Below are 16,763 nucleotides of genomic sequence, written 5' to 3'. Positions count from 1 at the left end.
TCGTCATTTTAATAACCGGGATTCTGGTCTTTTATTGGATCAATTGCTTTGTTATAGTTGTATTCTGTTGTGGGGATCGGCCACAGTAAATGTCTGTCTGCCATCGTGATGCCTTTCATGGCTTTGATCACGCTCCTGGCAATGCCCAGCCGCTTCAGGTCCAGCCAGTGCTTACCCTCTCCGCAGTCTTCATAGGCGCGTTCCTGTACTACCTTGTCCACAAAGGCCTGTAAACTGCCGTAGTCCGCCATTTTAAAATCAACTGCGGCATCCGCCACCATCGGGTTCCTGCCGTACGCACGGCGGTGTATCATATTCAGTTTCTCCAGCGCATCGGTGGTAGGCCCGTTATTAACGCGGCTGTCGCACTCCGCATAAAACAGCAGCAGATCAGCGTAGCGGTACATCGGGTAATCGTTTCCTGCGGCGGTAGTAGTGGTACGGTCGCTGAATTTTTTATTGAGAATAGTGCTGGGACCGAGACCGAACGTTTGTACGTACCAGTTATAATCGTACCGCAGATCGTTTTTATCCCAGTTCTTTACGAAGGTATTGTTGACCGCATCGCTGTACAAGGTATAATAACCGCCCGGCGGATAATAACCGGCGCCGGGATAATGGGCGTATATCGGATACTGAAACCCTTGTCCGGATGGCTGCCGCGAGAACTTCAGGTAAAAGATTTCTTCCGGTGTCGTGATAATATCCGGGCCGAACAGTTTGTCAAAATCGGAAGACACTACCACGTTCACCAGCGAAAACTTACCCGACTGTATCACTTCCAGCGCCTTGTCCCGCGCTTTCTGGTAGTCGTTCAGGTTCATATATACGTCCGTCAGCACCGTCTTGGCGGCCCATTTGGAAGGGGCGCCTACCAGCCGGCCGGCGTCCGGCAGATTGGCTTCGGCAAACAGCAGGTCTTCCGTGATCAGCTGATATACCGCTTCCCTGCTGCCTCGTGGCACGCTCAGGGAATCCATGTTATGCTCCTTGCGAATGGGCACACCGGCCCAGTTGCGTACCAGGTGGAAATACAGCAACGCCCGCATAAACCGGGCTTCTGCCAGAAATTTGCTTTTCTCGGCATCCGTAAGATTTTTACCGGCAGGCGTTTTCAGTATCACAATATTGGCGTTGCGGATGGCTTCATAAAAAGCAGCCCACATATCAGCGATACGGGTAATATTGGTATTATCCAGACCGGCATAGTCATTCAGCGGCGCGTGGCTGCCACGGCCATACATATACTCGGTATAAATTTCCTGCTGCACCTGGTACAGCGCACCCATTGTACCCCCCGCGCGTATCGGTGTATAGATGGCGTTCAGGCCGGCCTGCACTTCCGCGGCGTTATTATAAAACTGTTCAGCTGCGACAGACTGCGGTTTTTCGTCCAGCAATCTTTCGCAGGAGGTAAACAGCAGCACTGACAATATGATGAGAATACTATATTTCATAAAAAAGATTGAATGTTGGAAAATCAAAAACCACATCTGATACCAAATGTCACCGATTTATTGGTGGGATAGGTAGCATAGTCAATGCCCTGGTTCACGGAACTCTGTGCGCCGGGAGCCACCAGCGAGCCAAAGGCGTTCACTTCCGGATCGTACCAGGAATAACGGGTAAAAGTGATCAGGTTTTGCCCGCTCACGTACACCTGTGCCTTTTTAAACCATTTCACGTTCATTTTCTCCAGCGGCAGGTTATACGCCAGCTGGATGTTTTTAAACCGCAGATAAGAACCATCTTCCACAAAACGGGTAGACATATTAGCCGCCAGCGTGCGGGTGATCTTCGGATACTTTGCCTGCGTATTTTGCGGGGTCCAGTGATCATAGGCTACATCGGCAGGCAGGTTCAGCCCCATACCTAAATCCAGGGTGGCGGCTTTGTTGAGATTAAAAATATCGTTCCCCTGAGAACCCTGTATGAAGACGGACAACTCAAATCCTTTATAGCTGGTCACGGAATTCAGGCCATAGGTAAAATCAGGATTCGGATTACCGATGTAGGTTTTATCAGCTGCGCTGATTTTTCCGTCTTTGTTGAGATCAGCATACTGCAGGTTCCCTTTGTCGGTATAACCGGTTTCCACATAGCCGTAGAAGATACCGAAAGGTTGTCCTTCCCGCAGCAGGTTCACATAATCATTCAGCGAACCGGTGTAAAAGGTGTTACCGAAAATATCCTGTCCGTCATACAGCTTCACAATTTTATTGCGGTTAAAGGAGATATTGGCGTTCACATTCCAGGTAACCGCTTTTTTCATCACCTCTACGTCTACAGCGAACTCCATCCCTTTATTCTCCATCTCACCCACATTTTGCAGGGTAGTGCGGTATCCCATGGAAGCGGGCAGCTGCACGGTATTCAGCAGGTTCTTTGTCCTTTTGTGATAGAAGTCGGCGGTAAGGCGCACCTTGTCCCGGAAGAATGCAGCGTCCACGCCAAAGTCGGCCTGATAGGTGGTTTCCCATTTTAGATTGCCGGGCAGTACGATATCGGGCGCCATGGAGGTGTACAGCGCGTCTCCGAAGATGGTATTGCCGGGCTTCAGTTGATTCATGGTTTGATAGGGGCTTACCGCAGCGCTGCCGGTAGCGCCATAGCTGGCCCTCACCTTCAGGTCAGATACAACGCGGGAGCCTTTCAGGAAAGGCTCGTCGATGGCTCTCCAGGCGATGGCGGCGGAAGGAAAGGTACTCCATTTGTTGCCCGGAGAATAACGGGAAGAGCCATCCCGGCGTACGCTGACAGTAAATAAATACCTGTCCATTAAAGTGTAGTTGACCCTTGCGAGGTAAGACAGCAGTACCCACTTCTGGTAGCTGCTGACCGGAACGCCGGGGGTGCCGGCGCTGCCAAGGGAACCGGTATTTGTCACATCGCTGAGGAAGCCGATACCGGAGCCGTCCATCGAGGTACGCACATAGTCCTGGTAAGTGAAGCCGGCGGTGACGTTGATACCATGCACGCCGATTTTTTTATTGTAGTACAGCACGTTCTCGTTGAGCAGGCTGGTGGACTGGACGGTCCTCACCGTAGCGGAGCCAACAGAGTTGGTGGACGGTTCAATGTTCGCGTAGTAGTCCGACCGGTCGTTCAGGTTGTCGATACCGCCGGAGATGCGGATGGACAGGTCTTTCCACGGCTTGATGGTCAGTGCGGCGTTGGAAAATACCCGGTCGCCCTTGAGGCGGTCCGATATCTCGTAGATAGGTATCATCGGGTTGATGATCGCGTTGGAGATAAAGGGATAGGCCGTAGTAAGGCGGCGGTAGCCGCCATTGGGCAGGTAGGGCGTCAGTGTTGGCGGCGCCATCAGCATAGCTGAGATGAGGTCGCTGCCGCGGTTGCCCAGGCTTGAATTCTGGCTGCGTGTATCCATGCGTGTTAACGTAGCGTTATAAGACACGCTGAATATTTTACTGATATCGTGTTCCACGCTGCCGCGGATAGAGTAGCGTTTATAATTGCTGTTGCGGACGATACCGTCCTGCAGGAACATGCCGCCGGAGAGGGAGAAGCGTGTTTTGTCGGTACCGCCGCTCACGGTGGCGCTGGTATTGTAGATGGGCGCGTTGTGCATCACGAGCGACTGCCAGTCGGTGCCCGGATGCAGGCCGAACGAATCGATCTGTCCTTTCGTGAAATACGGCGCCAGCCCGTCGTTGGCGGCTTGTTCGTTGTACAGCGTAGCGTATTGCTGCGCGTTCATCAGCTTCATCTTTTTGGAGACGGACTGAATGGTGTATCCTGCGGTGACTTCCACGTTGGTCGCTTCTTTTTTCCGGCCGCTTTTGGTGGTGATGATCACGATGCCGTTTGCTCCGCGGGAGCCGTAGATGGCCGTAGAAGACGCATCTTTAAGGATTTCCATGGAGGCGATATCGGAAGGCTGTAAAAAGGTGGGATTGCCGTTGTAAGGAAAACCGTCGATCACATACAGCGGTTCGTTGCCGCCCATGATGGAATTGATGCCGCGGATGCGCACGCTGATGGCGCCGCCGGGTGCGCCGTTGTTCTGCATGACGCGTACGCCCGGAGCGCGGCCGCTCAGGGCCTGCATGATGTTGGTATTGGGCTGTGCGGTAATGTCTGCGGATTTTATCTGGGATACGGAGCCGGTAAGGTCGCTTTTTTTAGCGGTACCGTAGCCGATCACCACTACTTCACTGGCTTTGTTGACATCGGCTTCGAGGCGTATCAGCAGCGGTTGTTTACCTGCGGCCGGCACTTCCTGTGGCTTGTAGCCGATATAGGAGATCACGAGAACGGCGGTATGAGGAGCCATCAGTTTAAAACCGCCATCGGCGTCTGTCTGGGCGCCAATCTTACTGCCTTTGACCACTACGGTGGCGCCTGGCAGCGGCTCCCCTGTGGTGGCGGTCACGCGGCCGGTGACCGGCAGCTCCTGCACCGGGGCGGCCAATGGGGTGGTCTTTTTATTATCGGCCGGTTCGATCACGATATTCTGGCCAACGATGCTCCAGGTAAGGGACTGCTGCCGGAGGCACAGCTCCAGCACTTTTTCCAGCGAAGCAGATTTCACTTCTACGGTTACACGCCGGGCGTTATCCAGCAGGCGGTGATCGAAAAAGAAGACATACCCTGTTTGTTTTTCGATGGCACGGAAGACTTTTTCGAGCGGCGCATTTTTTTCGGACAGAGAGACGTTCTGGGCGTAGCCCCTTGCGCTGACCTGTAAACAAGCTGATAGTAAGATAATGGCTGATAATTTCATGGCCAGTAGCATTTTGGCGATATACCGTGGTTGATAGGCCGGTCGCCTGCAAATAGAACTAAATTGCATACTTTTGAATTGTTTGGGTAATAAAAGCCCTGTCCCGGTATAAAAGCCGGAAGCGAGAGTCGTGGAACGATTTTCATGGGTTACCCAAACGACCGCCGGAAGTGCTGGAACACTTCCGGTTTCTTTTTGGGCCCCTGCTGTGTTAATTAATCATTTTTCATAACGGTTGTTTTCATGGTATGACGATGATCTTCTTTTTTTCTATTCTGAAATGGATCTTACTAAGCTCAAGTATCTTCAGGACTTCTTCTATGCTGCTGTTGCGGGAAATTTTGCCGCCAAATTCCCGGTCGGGGATATTGCCTTCGTAGGCGATGTCTACATCATACCAGCGGGCTATCTGCCGCATAACGCCGGGTAATTTCTCATGGTTGAACTGGAAGTAGCCGTTCTTCCACGCCACAATTTCATCCACGTCTACATTATTGACCACCGACACCTGGCCGGCCTGGTCCATGCGGAGCTGCTGTCCTGGCCGCAGCGCGGTACCGCCGCCGGCAGTATTTATTTTCACGGCGCCTTCCAGCAGGGTGGCGTGTACTGCGGCCTCCTCCGTATATGCCATTACGTTAAAATGGGTGCCCAGCACCAGCACGTCCATATTGCCGGCTTTTACATGGAAGGGTTTTTCCGGCATTTTGGCCACTTCGAAATAGGCTTCCCCCGTAAGTTCCACGGTCCTGTCGGCCCCGGGAAAGGTGGTCGGATAACGCAGCGTAGAGGCCGCGTTGATCCAGACGTTGGTGCCGTCCGGCAGGGTTACCCGGAACTGGCCGCCGCGGGGGATGGCCAGCTTATTGTATTGCACCGCTCCGGCGGTATGGTTGCCGCCGGCTTTATAAGCCAGCAGACCATTACCGACCTGTACCACCTGCACACTGCCTTGTTGTGCCAGCATGCCGTTGGCGGTACTGTCGAGCGTGATAGTACTGCCGTCTGCCAGTATGAGCACCGCTTTATTGCCGCCGGGCATCACCTGGTGCAGGGGGGCAGTGGTATGACCGGCCAGCGGCGGCGACGGACGGAAGCGCCAGAAAGCGGCCGTAGCGATGATCAGCGCCAGTACGGCGGCGGCGGCCGGATACAGCCAGCGGCGCCGGCGGGCGATGGGCGCCTCCGGCGTATCGGCAGGACGGATAGAAGCATAGATCTGTTCCATCCGTTCGGCGTCAGCCTGACCGTGCCTGGTTTTATCCTGTAACAGGGCCAGCAGGGCTTCTTCCCACGCGTCCTGACCCTGGCCTTGCCGCAGGGTTTCCCAGAGCTGTGCGGTTTCTTCTTCGCTCAGCTCTTCATTGAGATATCGTGCTATCAGCGTTGATAAAGGTGTTGGTTCCATAGCCGGTATGCGACGTTGTAACGGTAAAGACGCGTTAACGGACGAAAGGGAGGTGCTGCGGAAAAAATTTTTTTTCAGGCATGGCGGGCGAGCGTGGCGATGGCCAGCAGGAGGATGCCGGGGTAATGTTCCAGCATTTTCCGGAGGGTAGCCAGCGCCTGTACGATATAACTTTTAACGGTGATGCGGGACAGCCCCATAGCGCGGGCTATTTCTTCATGGCCCATGCCATCGAAGCGGCTCATACGGAAAACTTTCTGTTGCTGGGGAGGCAGGCGGCGGATGGCGGCATGGATGGCGTTTTCCAGTTCCCTGAATTCCGCCCTGGTTTCAGTGCCGCCGTGGGTATTTTCATGGTGGTAGTCCTGCAGGTACTGCAGGTAAGCATCCTGGGAAGCAAGTTTGCGCAGCCGGCTGTAGAGCAGGTTGCGGGCCATGATAAAGAAGTAGGCGTCCAGCTTCTCTACCTGTGCCAGCTGCGCACGTTTTTCCCAGAGGGTGACAAACACTTCCTGGGCAATATCTTCCGCGATATCAGGGGAACGGGAGAGCAGCAGGGCAGAGGAATACACCGCATCCCAGTGGCGTACGAACAGCTCGCGGTAGGCGGCCGCGTCTCCGCCGGCCAAACGCTTTAATAGTTCGGTCTCACTATGTGGAATTGGATGCATCGTTGGCCAACCCGGCTGCCTCTTGTTCTGACCGGAGTTTTAAAAATAATAAAACTTATTTATTGTCCAGCCATACCACCTTTTGTTCGGAGGTATGTTGCTGCCCGATCACGTCACGGTACAGCTCCGGGCGGCGGGCTTTGCGGTAGCGGTAACCACCCGCCTGCTGCAGCTTTTCGGGCGTCAGCGTGGCGATAGCGAAACCATCGCCCAGCTGGCGGCACTCTGCCACGATATCGCCAAACGGATCGAGGATCATGGAGCAGCCGTTTTTGAGCTGGTCGTCGTCCATACCGATGGGGTTGGAGAACACAACGTATATGCCGTTGTCGTAGGCACGGGCGGGCAACCATTTCATAAGCCAGCCGCGGCCTTTAAGGCCGTCAAACTCCAGCCGCAGGGAGGTTGGGTCGGCTTCACGGTTGTGCCACAGGGCAGGGTCCACAAAGCCGGCGCCCGGACGGGAAGAAGGTGTGCACATGGTCACATGCGGCATAAAGATGATATCGGCTCCCAGCAAAGCAGTGGCCCTGACGTTTTCGATGACGTTATTATCGTAACAGATAAGGATGCCGCATTTCCATCCCAGCAGGTCAAACACCACATATTCATCACCAGGGGTCAGGTGCGGGTTGATAAACGGATGCAGTTTGCGGTATTTGGCAACCAGCCCGTTTTTATCCACGCATACGTAGGCTTTATACAGTTTGTCGGCCGCATCTTTTTCAAAAAGGCCGGCCAGGATGGCGATATTATGTTCACGGGCGATGGCCGTCAACCGTTGGATACTGGGGCCGTCCGGAATGAATTCTGCCAGGTCCAGCATCTGCTCTTTCGAGAGATGGCGGGCAAAAGTGTACCCCGTAACTGAGCATTCATGAAATGCGATGGCCTGTGCGCCATCAGCGGCGGCCTTGGCCGCCAGGTCGTTTATCTGCCCGAGATTATACGCTTTATCTCCGCTTTTGTTCTCGAATTGTGCGGTGGCTACTTTTAATTTTTCCATGGTTTCGTATATTCTTAATAGTTATATCTTTTGATTTTTGTGCCGGCAGCGCTGTCCCGTATCAGCTCGGCCAGTCTCTTTTCCCGGGTGGCGGCCTGTTTGGCCGTCATTACCCAATGGGCTGTCTGCTTACGGTAACCGGGCGCCATTTTCTGATAAAAGGCCCAGGCTTTTTCGTTGGCGCGGAACTGTTGTTCAAACTCCTCGGAGAGCTCCTCCGACGCTTTCAGTTCGTAGGTATAAATGGCGGAACGTTCCAGTTCCCGCTTATTGAAGGCTGCAAGGCCTGCCGGCATCATCCGGCCTTCACGGGTAAGGTCTTCCACCTTCTTGATATTAATAGCGCTCCAGATGCTTTTAGGCTTGCGGGGGGTAAAGCGGATCGTGTAACTTTCTTCATCGATGGATTTACGGACCCCGTCTATCCAACCGTAACAAATGGCTTCGTCCACCGACTCCGACCACGACATACATTTTTTACCGGTACCGGTTTTATAAAATCCAACCAGCAGTTCTGCTGCTTTATGATGATTCTTATCCAGCCATTTGCGGAAGGCGGCTCCTGTCTCGAAAAATACAGGCTCATTTGGATATTTGGTCATTTGGTTATTGCGTTATTGGATTTATAGATTTTGAAATTTTGGAATTTACGGATTTACGAATTTCGGGGATTTGATCACTGCGTTTAGTTAAATTTTTGTTGAAAAAGTTAGTCAAATTATTCCACATAAATGCAATATCCCCAATCCCCGAAATTCGTAAATCCGTAAATTTCTAAATCCATAAATCAAAATGGGCTAGTTTTGGGCAAGCAGAAAACTGATATGAAAGATTTCAAGAAATATTTTAGCATCCCGGCAACGCCGGAAGAAGTATATGCAGCGCTGACCAATCCGGCCACCATTCAGCTGTGGACGGGCGAAGTAGCAGAAATGTCTACCGAGCCGGGATCGGAGTTTGCCCTGTGGGAAGAAAGTATTGTGGGTAAGAACCTCGAATTTGAACCGGGAAGGAAGATTGTGCAGCAATGGTATTTCGGGGAAGATGAAGAAGCGCCGTCTATCGTGACCATTATCCTGCACCCCGGTAAAAAGGGCACCGATGTGGAATTACGGCATACCAATATTCCGGATGAAGCTTTTGAAGACATCACTACCGGCTGGCAGGAAGCCTATTTCGGCGCGCTGATAGACTTTTATAAAGAGTAGCAGAAAGCCGGCCTTAACGGGCCGGCTTTTCACTATTTAATCATTTGTCTGATAAGGGAAGCTCCTGTCCAGCCAGTCAAAGTTGATCTCTTCTTTCAATATGTCACCCAGCTCCTTTTCGGTGATGACGCCCTTTTCGTATACGCGGGCCACGATCTCCTGCTGGCGGGGCGACAGATAAGGGGCATGTGTACGCAGGAAATTGGCGCAATTGGCGGCCTGATCGCCACTCGAGATGAGGCCGGGATATTCAGGGTCCTGTTCCAGCACTGCTTCAAGCATTCGCGCGAAAATAAAATCCTGCAGATTTTTGGCCATGATCACGGCTTCATCGGCATCGTGATACACCATTACGATCGGCACGTCGTCCCCGTCTTTCAGGTTAAAATAAAAAGCGTACCAGTCGCCGGCGCCGGTGTAGCCCAGTGGTACAAACCGGTGGCTCTTGTCGGCAAACAACATACCTTCCGCCACTTCTCCGGCAATTTCTTTCTGGTCAATGATTTCAAAATCGCTGGCAAACAGTAAAAAAGGCGGATTGTCCCTCACACGCATAAACTCCTGGGAATACCATCCCGGTCCCAGTTTCCCCCACGACAGCATCCCGTCCCTGTCCAGTTGTTTATATAATGCAGGATATTCGAATTCGTGTTCCTGCTCAATGGTCTCCAGTGTCGTCATCTTTCGCTGTTGTTTTGGCCGGGAAAGATACGGCTTATTTGTGCACGTCTGCACGTTTGAAAGTCTGTTCTCCCTGTTTCCGGTACGGGTTCATCACAAATGACAGCAGGCTGCCGTCCTGTTTGAGTTCCACCACGCGGAAACCATGGTATTCCACGCCCCAGCTGCCGCCTACGTGGCCATCCCAGAGGAACGGGATTTTTTCATCGAGCATTTTTACGCTGTCTTCCTGGTGGTCGTGCCCGTTAAACACGGCGCGGATATTAGGATATTGTTTGATGAGCGCCTGGAACTCCGGTGCGTCGATACCGTGTTTGGTCCACTTTACGGGGGTGATATGAACGAAGATGAAGATGTTGGCCGCTTTTTTATGTTGTTCCAGTTTTTCGCGGAACCAGGCCACGTCCGGACTGAGGTAAGTCCCGTTGATATCGGCGGTATCGCCCAGGAGGATCACGTTATCGCCCATCACCACATCGTGGTTGAGCGGAAAACCCCATGCCTCTTGCCATGCTTCAGGCGTCACATGGTCGTGGTTGCCGCGGGTGGCGTATACGCGGGAGTGGATCTGTTTGAACAGCGTGGCAGCCGGCGTCATGAAAGACGGATCGTTGTGGACCACATCGCCGTTGAGCACGAAGAAAGCGCAGGGATTGTCTTTTTCGTAGGCCCGGAAAGCTTTTTCCAGGTCACGGTAGTATTGTTCCCAGGCTGTTCCCGGTTCACCGTAGTGCCAGTCGGAGCCGATGGCGAAGCGGAATACGGTTTTGTTCTTAAAATCCTTGCCGGTGGCGGCGGTGACGATCTTGCCACAAGCCTGGATAACGATGGCGGCAGATACGCCGCGGAAGAATTCGCGTCTGTTCATCATACATTAAAATTAGTCGTTCCCGAAAGGAATCGTTGGCTACTCATTATATATTAACAGAAAGGTAAAAATCAATGACCACTACCGGTTATTTTCTGCAGCTGTTTTTCCGCTGGATAAGTATACCAACTTCGCTGCGTTCCCTTCTCTCCATCCATGAAAAGTACAATGGCAGATGATATAGCCCTGCCCGTTAAAAAAATACCAGGCTCACACAAGATAATATCAATCTCGCAAAAGCGATAATCATATGTAATATTTCACTATGCATAACAACGCAATTTATTGATTATCAATTAACTGCAACCAAAATAACCATCGATTGCAACCAGTTCTTTTTCCTGTATCCTGCTCAACTTTCAATTTATTCAGAAAGAATTGTAATCAGATTGTTAATATTCCTCTTAATCCTTCATTTTCTTACCCGCGCTAAATGATTTGATTGTAACTTTGCACCTCGAATAAAAATGGGGTTATGTTTAGAAGCAAGCGTACGTCTGAAACAGGTCCGGATGTGGTTTTAATCGGCGCAGGAATCATGAGCGCCACCCTGGGTACACTCCTGAAAGAGCTGCAGCCAGAATTGACCATCGAAATCTATGAGCGGCTGGATATGGCAGCTGCAGAGAGTTCCGACGCATGGAACAATGCAGGTACCGGTCACTCTGCTTTTTGTGAGCTGAACTACACGCCGCAGAAGCAGGATGGCTCTGTAGACATTAAAAAAGCCGTGAATATCGCCGAGCAGTTTGAAGTGTCCCGGCAGTTCTGGGCTTATCTGGTAGAAAACAACATTATTTCGAATCCGCAAGCGTTTATCCAGAGTATCCCTCACATGAGTTTTGTGTGGGGAGAAGAGAACGTGGACTACCTGAAGAAGCGTTACAAAGCCTTGCAACAATGCCATCTGTTTAAAAAGATGGAGTACTCCGAAGATAAAGAACAGCTGAAAGCCTGGATGCCCCTGGTGATGGAAGGCCGCGACCCGAACCAGAAGGTAGCTGCCACGCACATGGAAATAGGCACTGACGTGAACTTCGGCGCCTTGAGCCGTGCACTGTTCAATCATCTTGAACAACAGGAAGGCGTTACCATTCATTTTAATCACGATGTGCGCGACCTGAAAAAAATGGAAGACGGCAGCTGGCAGATCAAGGTGAAAAACCGCGAAACCCGCGAAAAAAATGTCGTTAAAACAGACTTCGTTTTCATCGGCGCCGGCGGCGGTTCCCTGCCCCTGCTCGAAAAATCTGATATCCCTGAAGGCAAAGGCTTCGGTGGTTTCCCGGTAAGTGGTCAGTGGCTGCGTTGCACCAACCCCGACATCATTGCCCAACATCAGGCGAAAGTATATGGCAAAGCCTCTGTAGGCGCGCCCCCCATGTCAGTGCCTCACCTCGACACCCGTATGATCGACGGTGAAAGAGCGCTGCTGTTTGGCCCTTACGCCGGCTTCTCCACCAAATTCCTGAAAAACGGTTCCTTCCTCGACCTGCCTAAATCCATCAGCCTGGACAATATCCACCCGATGGTATCTGCCGGCCTCGATAACATTCCGCTGACCAAATACCTCATTGCGCAGGTACGTCAGAAGCCGGAAGACAGGCTGGAAGCACTTCGCGAATACTTCCCCGAAGCGCGCATGGAAGACTGGAAACTGGAAATTGCCGGTCAGCGTGTACAGGTGATCAAAAAAGACCCTGAACATGGCGGTATCCTCGAATTCGGCACTGAAGTTGTCAGCGCAGCCGACGGCTCCATCGCCGCCCTGCTCGGCGCTTCCCCCGGGGCTTCCACCGCAGTGTCTATCATGCTCAACCTGCTGAAACGTTGCTTTAAAGACTACGTGGAAACGGAAGCATGGCAGCTGAAACTGAAAAAAATGATCCCTTCTTACGGCCAGTCGTTGCTCAACAACCCGCAACTGTGTGAAGAGCTGCGTAACTGGACCACCGAAGTACTGGAACTGAAAGCCATGGAGGCGGTAGACCAGGACTAATCAGCGATTAACCTGTATATATAAGGAAGCCCCTGCGAAAACGCGGGGGCTTTTCTGTTAAGCGTTATGGATTTATCTGTTATCTGTCGGCAGGCATACCATTACTACCCACTATCACCCGTTTCACCATCACTTTTCCATTGTGCACAAGCTTGAGGAAATACATCCCTGCCGGCAGTCCTGATACGGAGATGGTCCTCGTATGGGCGCCTTCGGCCAACTGGCCGTTCACCGGCAGCTGCACCAGTTTACCGCCCAGGTCATACACGCCCAGCGTGGTGCGTCCGTCAGACGGCAGTCTGAAGGTCACTGTCACCACGGAGCTGGCCGGGTTGGGGTAAGCGTTCATCACCGCCAGGGCTGTTTCTTTGGCAGCAGGGGCCGTGCCGGTTTTAAACTTCACTTCCGAATAGCTGTTCCACGCATTAACGTTATTTCCATGTCCCAGGATTCGTACGTGCCTGGCCGTTACAGCCGGAAAAACAAACGATTCGAAGCCGGTAGAGGTACCGCTGCTTTGCAGGCCTGTCGCCACGCTGGTCCAGCTGGTACCGTCGGTGCTCACCTGTATATCGAACGAAGCGCGGCGGGTATCGCCTTTATAGAAAGCGATGTCTACGCCATTGATCGTGGTGGTACCAGTGCCGAGGCAGAACCAGATGGACTGTTCCCCGGATGCTGACCAGCGTGTGTTCAGGTCATTGTCGATGGCGTTGGCGGCCACGTTACCATCGTCGGCGCTTGCCTGTGCCGGGATGCATACAGGGCCGGGACCACTGCTGTCGCCGATAACGGCCAGCTGCGGCGGGTTGGCGGCGGCTTCTTTCGAATTGAGGAAGATACGCGGGTCATGTGCCTGCTGGCTCTTCATGACGAACGCTATTTTCTTTCTGCCGGCCGCGAGTTCGCTCTGTACGTAGCTGGTCACGTCCCAGGTGTAGTAGCGCGCCGTGTCGTTCGTGAGCACGGTAGACGCCAGCAAGGTGCTGCCTGATGCCGGTTTGTTATTCCAGGTGATGGTTTTCTCCGTCCAGGTGGTATTGCTCAGCGGGTAAGCGCCTACCGGCACGCTGGTGGCTACGGTGCCGTCTACACGTCCGTACAGTCGCAGCACCACAGAAGAAACGCTGCTGGCCGCACTGGTGAGGTCGAAGGTAAGATAGGTCTCCCGCGCATTGTTGAGCTGACCGGCAGGCGCCACTTTGGTGATGAGGAAGGTAGAGTCGCTTACGCCCCAGGTGGTGCCGGCATTGGTACCATCGCGTACGTAGGCGTCCTGTGTGGGTTTCAGCAGTGTGGCAGCAGGAGCGGCTTTAAACACGGCCGTATAGGTGGTATCCTTGTCTGTGATGGTAATGTTCTGTACCCGGTTGCCTCCGTGTGCCCAATGGTCGAAGATATAGGTGACACCATTGAGCACTTGCGGAGATGGGGCTTCCATAGGCCGCACCATGCCCGATAAAGCAGGGGTACTATACGGCGTGGTAAACGGAATGTCATTGAGCCTGATTTGCAGGCCTGCGGGTTGTGTCTGCAGGGAGAGGCTGGAAGTGACAGGAAACAGTTCCACGTAGGTGGTGTCCTGTTCACCGCGGCTGTCTCTAACGGAGAGGTATATACGATACCAGATGTCTGTTTCGGTGTGTCCTTCGGCGGAGATGACGAATTTGCCGTTTTTCACGCTGTCCGGCGTCTGTGGACCGGGATGCACGTGGTTAGCATGATGGAAGTCGACCCACCAGTGGAAAGCGCTGGCAGGAAGGGTACCGTCTTCCGCGTCGGTACCGGTACCGGCAAAGCTAACGGTGTCGCCTGCACGGAATTTTGCGTTGTTCAGCGGCGCGGTGATGGTTGCTACCGGGAGGGTATTCGGTGCGGAGACCGTCAGCCTGGCATTGTTGCTGGTAACGCTGCCGGCGCTGTTGGTGACCACTACGCTGTAGAGGCCCGTATCCGCAGGCTGCACATTTGCGATAGCATAGGAAGCTGCTGTAGCTCCGCTGATGCTGGCGCCGTTTTTACGCCACTGGTAAGCGGGCGCAGGATTGGCGACTGCAGTCACGTTGAAGACGGCGGTCTGCCCCTGCGGTACGGTGACGGGCTGCGGTTGTGTGGTGATCACCGGCGCCTGTGTGCCGGTATACACGATTTTATACAGCGCGTTATTGTCGCGGCTCAGGTAGTACAGGTTGCCGTCGGGACCTTGTTTGAGGTAGGTCATGCCGCCGCCCAGGCCGGTAGCGAAAGCGGTGCGGGTGGGGGAAGCGGGGTTGATATAGTTGATCCAGCCGCCGCAGTAGTCGAGGAAAAAGTATTTGCCGTTGTAGGTGGCAGGATAGTTGCTGATAGCGCCGTTGAAGAAAGTGCCGCCGTTGATGGCGCAGCCCTGGCCGTCCGGCGGGGAGCCATCGCGGTTGGTGCTGTAGCGGTACAGCGGATTGGTGAAGCCGGAGCAGCCGCTGGTGCAGTTACCTTCCTGGGTGGGCCATCCGAAGTTACGGCCGCCGGTGGTGCCGTCATTGATTTCTTCCCAGGTGGATTCCCCAACATCGTTAATGAAGATCTTGCCCGTCACCGGATCTATGGAGTTGGTGAAAGGGTTACGTAACCCGTACGCCCATACGCGGCTGCGTTGGGCGCCGCCGCTGAAAGGGTTGCCTGACGGTACCGAACCGTCGGTGTTGATGCGCAGCACTTTACCCATGTAGCTGTCGAGATTGCTGGCGTTGTTGCCTACTTTGTTATCGCCTACGGAGACGTACAGTTTGCCGTCGTTGCCGAAAGAGAGGCCGCCGCCGTTGTGGTAGATGGCGCTGAGGGTAGGCAGGTCCAGGATAGCCGTTTCAGATCCTGCTATGTCACCGTTCATGGTAAAGCGGCTGACGCGGTTATGTGGGCCGGAGGTATGTGTGTAATACAGGTAGATGTAGTGGTTCGTGGCGAAGGCAGGGTCAACCGCGATGCCGATCAGGCCGCGTTCCCCGCTGCTGTTGACCGACAGGGAGACTGCCGGTGTTGACAGGAGCGCACCGTTTTTTATTACCCGCAGCTGTCCTGTTTCCTGGCAAACCAGTATGCGGCCGTCGGGCAGGAAGGCGAGAGAGGTGGGGCTGCTGATGCCGTTCACCACCTGCACCCGCTGGAAATTGGCCGGCAGGGTTTGCGACCGGACGGTTATAACGGATAACAGCAATAACAAGAGTATCGCGTATCTTTTTTTCATCATCAAAAAACTTTAAAGGTGGATAATGAGGGTTTGAGTAAACATAGGTCGCCCGTAAGCGTATAACCGTTACTGTTATACACCTTAAAAAATGATTTCCGGGAACAGGCGGGCGTAGTCCTGCTCATGACGGCAATGGCATTAAGAGGATGTCATAAAGCGTTCGTTTTTTTATGATCAATAAAAGGGTACGGTGGAAACGGGTTTTCAACAACACTTGGCTACAGGGTAGTTTCCGGGATTATCTCAGGTACGAGGCTGCAAATGGTCTATGGTTTCCAAAGTGATTTTGGTGGTTCAGATCCTGGCTGTGGTTGTAAGTTATGCAAACGATTGCAGATTTCAAAATAGTTTTTTGTTGCAATGGATAAAAAAGGAGGCGCTCCTGAAGCAGGAAGGCCCCAGGAAATTAAAACACGACCTCTCCTTCCCAGAGTGACACTTCTCGAAAAGGCACTTTTGGTAAATGAAGTATTTATAAAGAGCAGGACGATCAGCGTAAAACGGAAGTCAAGGCATTTTTACGACATGCTAAAAATGGACCGTGCAGGAGTCGTCGATGAAGCGCTTGCCGATAATGTACTATATACGACCATTCAAAAACATCGTAAGCATTACAGTCGATTGAAATACATGGGCACCTATACTTCTCTTGATAGAAATGAGATTTCTTTCATCCCTCCGGCACACATGCTGGATATGTACCAGCATGATTATCAATATATGACAACACATATGCTTCATGGAGAAATACCTGATTTTGCAGTAGTACCTGACGGGCTCGCAACAATATTGGAAAAGTTTAGAAATACAACCTGGTTCTATTCTTTTCCAGCCCCGCCAACATTGCGAAAAAACCATAACAAAATGTGAAAATCAGCTTACTCGCCGGATGATTTATTTCCGACCTTTATAAAGCGTAAAATACACACCATAAAACAACCAGGCGCTC

General features: G+C 52.7%; 12 protein-coding genes. 3 read left to right on the top strand and 9 right to left on the bottom strand.

Translation table 11 applies throughout. The annotated features are described in order from the left end of the window. Window positions 1-8 precede the first annotated feature (8 nt). From HF324_RS04540 to HF324_RS04515, 6 genes are all read right to left on the bottom strand, one after another. On the bottom strand, window positions 9-1,457 hold the full coding sequence (locus tag HF324_RS04540) for a RagB/SusD family nutrient uptake outer membrane protein (protein ID WP_168861996.1): 1,449 nt from the start codon (window positions 1,455-1,457) through the stop codon (window positions 9-11). Between the two features lie 23 nt (window positions 1,458-1,480). After that, entirely contained in the window at window positions 1,481-4,747 is a 3,267-nt protein-coding gene (locus tag HF324_RS04535; RefSeq protein WP_168812116.1) for a TonB-dependent receptor, read from the bottom strand. A gap of 241 nt (window positions 4,748-4,988) precedes the next feature. After that, window positions 4,989-6,155 carry a FecR family protein gene (locus HF324_RS04530; RefSeq protein ID WP_168861995.1) on the bottom strand — a complete coding sequence of 389 codons (1,167 nt, stop codon included), beginning with the start codon at window positions 6,153-6,155 and terminating at the stop codon, window positions 4,989-4,991. Window positions 6,156-6,229: 74 nt separating this feature from the next. Beyond that, window positions 6,230-6,826, bottom strand: a complete 597-nt coding sequence (locus HF324_RS04525; RefSeq protein WP_168861994.1) for an RNA polymerase sigma factor — start codon at window positions 6,824-6,826, stop codon at window positions 6,230-6,232. A 55-nt stretch (window positions 6,827-6,881) separates the two neighbouring features. Beyond that, window positions 6,882-7,832: a nitrilase family protein gene (locus HF324_RS04520; protein WP_168861993.1), complete on the bottom strand. Its 951-nt coding sequence runs from the start codon at window positions 7,830-7,832 to the stop codon at window positions 6,882-6,884. A 14-nt stretch (window positions 7,833-7,846) separates the two neighbouring features. Beyond that, window positions 7,847-8,434: a YdeI/OmpD-associated family protein gene (locus HF324_RS04515; protein ID WP_168861992.1), complete on the bottom strand. Its 588-nt coding sequence runs from the start codon at window positions 8,432-8,434 to the stop codon at window positions 7,847-7,849. A 222-nt stretch (window positions 8,435-8,656) separates the two neighbouring features. Between HF324_RS04515 and HF324_RS04510 the strand changes: the two genes are divergently transcribed. After that, complete coding sequence (locus HF324_RS04510; RefSeq protein WP_168809940.1) at window positions 8,657-9,040, top strand: SRPBCC domain-containing protein; 384 nt, start codon at window positions 8,657-8,659, stop codon at window positions 9,038-9,040. 36 nt (window positions 9,041-9,076) lie between these two features. On the opposite strand, the gene HF324_RS04505 is transcribed toward HF324_RS04510, so the two are convergent. Continuing rightward, on the bottom strand, window positions 9,077-9,721 hold the full coding sequence (locus HF324_RS04505; protein WP_168809938.1) for an SMI1/KNR4 family protein: 645 nt from the start codon (window positions 9,719-9,721) through the stop codon (window positions 9,077-9,079). Window positions 9,722-9,755: 34 nt separating this feature from the next. Continuing rightward, window positions 9,756-10,592, bottom strand: a complete 837-nt coding sequence (locus HF324_RS04500; protein ID WP_168861991.1) for a metallophosphoesterase family protein — start codon at window positions 10,590-10,592, stop codon at window positions 9,756-9,758. 472 nt (window positions 10,593-11,064) lie between these two features. Here HF324_RS04500 and HF324_RS04495 point away from each other — a divergent pair, with 472 nt between their 5' ends. Next, window positions 11,065-12,588 (top strand): malate:quinone oxidoreductase, encoded by a 1,524-nt coding sequence (locus HF324_RS04495; protein WP_168809934.1) that lies wholly within the window; start codon window positions 11,065-11,067, stop codon window positions 12,586-12,588. A 79-nt stretch (window positions 12,589-12,667) separates the two neighbouring features. Here the strand turns inward: HF324_RS04495 and HF324_RS04490 are convergent, their stop codons facing one another. Further along, a complete protein-coding gene (locus tag HF324_RS04490; RefSeq protein ID WP_168809932.1) occupies window positions 12,668-15,814 on the bottom strand; it encodes a PQQ-dependent sugar dehydrogenase in 3,147 nt (1,048 codons plus the stop codon). Window positions 15,815-16,174: 360 nt separating this feature from the next. Here HF324_RS04490 and HF324_RS04485 point away from each other — a divergent pair, with 360 nt between their 5' ends. After that, window positions 16,175-16,684, top strand: coding sequence for a nucleotidyl transferase AbiEii/AbiGii toxin family protein (locus HF324_RS04485; protein WP_168809930.1), 510 nt, complete (start codon window positions 16,175-16,177; stop codon window positions 16,682-16,684). Window positions 16,685-16,763 lie beyond the last annotated feature (79 nt).

The sequence above is a fragment of the Chitinophaga oryzae genome (assembly GCF_012516375.2).
Taxonomy (GTDB): domain Bacteria; phylum Bacteroidota; class Bacteroidia; order Chitinophagales; family Chitinophagaceae; genus Chitinophaga; species Chitinophaga oryzae.
The sequence above is the reverse complement of the archived record's forward strand: the minus strand, read 5'-3'. Positions and strand labels throughout refer to the sequence as shown.